The sequence below is a fragment of the Ferruginibacter sp. genome, assembly GCF_031430955.1.
Classification (GTDB): domain Bacteria; phylum Bacteroidota; class Bacteroidia; order Chitinophagales; family Chitinophagaceae; genus Ferruginibacter.
Genome location: NZ_JANPCM010000046.1, coordinates 1 through 1,588 on the forward strand (window position 1 = coordinate 1; position 1,588 = coordinate 1,588).

The following is a 1,588-nucleotide window of genomic DNA, read 5'->3' on the forward strand; positions in this document are numbered from 1 at the left end:
TATTTTTTATGCTGTTTCTTTTGCACAGGATGCCTGGAAAATAACAGCTTCCAATATTGACTCAAAAAATTATTATGGTGTAACTGTTGCCAACGGTATGATTGGCATTGTAAGCAGCCCAGAGGCTTTTAAAGTAAAAGATGTGGTGCTAGCTGGTGCTTATGATTTGTACGGAAGAGGAAGGGTGAGTAATTTTTTAAAAAGTTTCAATCTTTTAAATATGTATATGGAGGTTGATGGCAGAAGATTGAGCAATGCGGATGTAAGCAATATGCAGCAGGGTTTAAATATGCAAACTGCAAATTTTACTACTTCGTTTAATTATAAAGATGTGGCAACCATCAGCTATACTTATTATGCATTGCGGCAGTTGCCTTATTCTGTTTTGATGGATATAACAGTGACCGCAAAAAAAGATTTCAATCTCGGCAGTGCTTCGCAAATGGAAGCGCCTGATGCTTTAAAAGAGGTACAAAATTATTACAACGAAATTGACAGGCCGCATACAACAATTAGTTTATTAACTTCTACAGCAAAAAGCCCTACCGGAAAATTACTGATGTGTGCCAGCAACGCATTTATTTTTAGCGAAGCACATGGCAGCGAACCGAGAGTAATACACGAAATGTGGGATAACAATATGCACCTGATGAAATTCACAAAAAAATTAAAAGCCGGAGAAATATATCGGTATTCCATTGTTGGTTCTTCAATAACATCTGCACATCACGATGATCCGCTGAACGAAGCGGAACGCTTAACTATTTTTGCAAAATTACAGGGCAGAGACCGATTGATTGAAATGCATAACAATGCATGGAAGGAATTATGGAAGAGTGATATAACAATTGAAGGCGATGCACAAAGTCAGCAGGATGTACACAGCATGTTGTATCATTTATATTCTTTTGTAAGAGAAGGAACAGCCAACAGTCCAAGCCCAATGGGATTAAGCGGATTGGGTTATAACGGCCATGTGTTTTGGGATACCGAATTATGGATGTTTCCTTCCATACTTCAATTACATCCTGAGCTGGCAAAGAGTATGATGGAATACCGTTACCAAAGATTGGAAGCTGCAAAAAGAAATGCATTTGGTAAAGGATATAAAGGCGCCATGTTTCCATGGGAGAGTGCAGAAACTGGTGTGGAAGAAACTCCCGTGTGGGCATTAAGCGGTCCGTTCGAACATCATATTACTGCATGCGTGGGTATTGCCGCATGGAATTATTATTGTGTAACACAGGATAAAAATTGGTTAAGAGAAAAAGGCTGGCCCATCTTACAAAGCACTGCGGATTTTTGGGCAAGCCGGGTAGAAAGAAATGGCCCCGGAAAATATGATATAAAAAATGTAGTGGCTGCAGATGAGTGGGCCGAGAATGTTGACAACAATGCCTTTACTAACGCTGCCGCCAAGGCTAACTTAAAGTATGCAACAGAAGCTGCAAAAATTTTAGGTGTTGCTGCCGATGCTGATTGGATGAATGTTGCTAACAATATCCCCATTTTAAAAATGCCTGATGGAACCACCAGCGAACATGCTGCATATAGCGGCGAAGGTATTAAACAGGCCGATGTAAATTTA

1 protein-coding gene is annotated in these 1,588 nt (G+C 39.9%); it reads left to right on the top strand.

Annotation, left to right across the window (positions count from 1 at the left end; all coding sequences use genetic code 11):
- A partial coding sequence (locus tag ACY65O_RS01255; protein WP_462219031.1) for a glycoside hydrolase family 65 protein occupies positions 1 to 1,588 on the top strand: 1,588 nt, incomplete at both ends.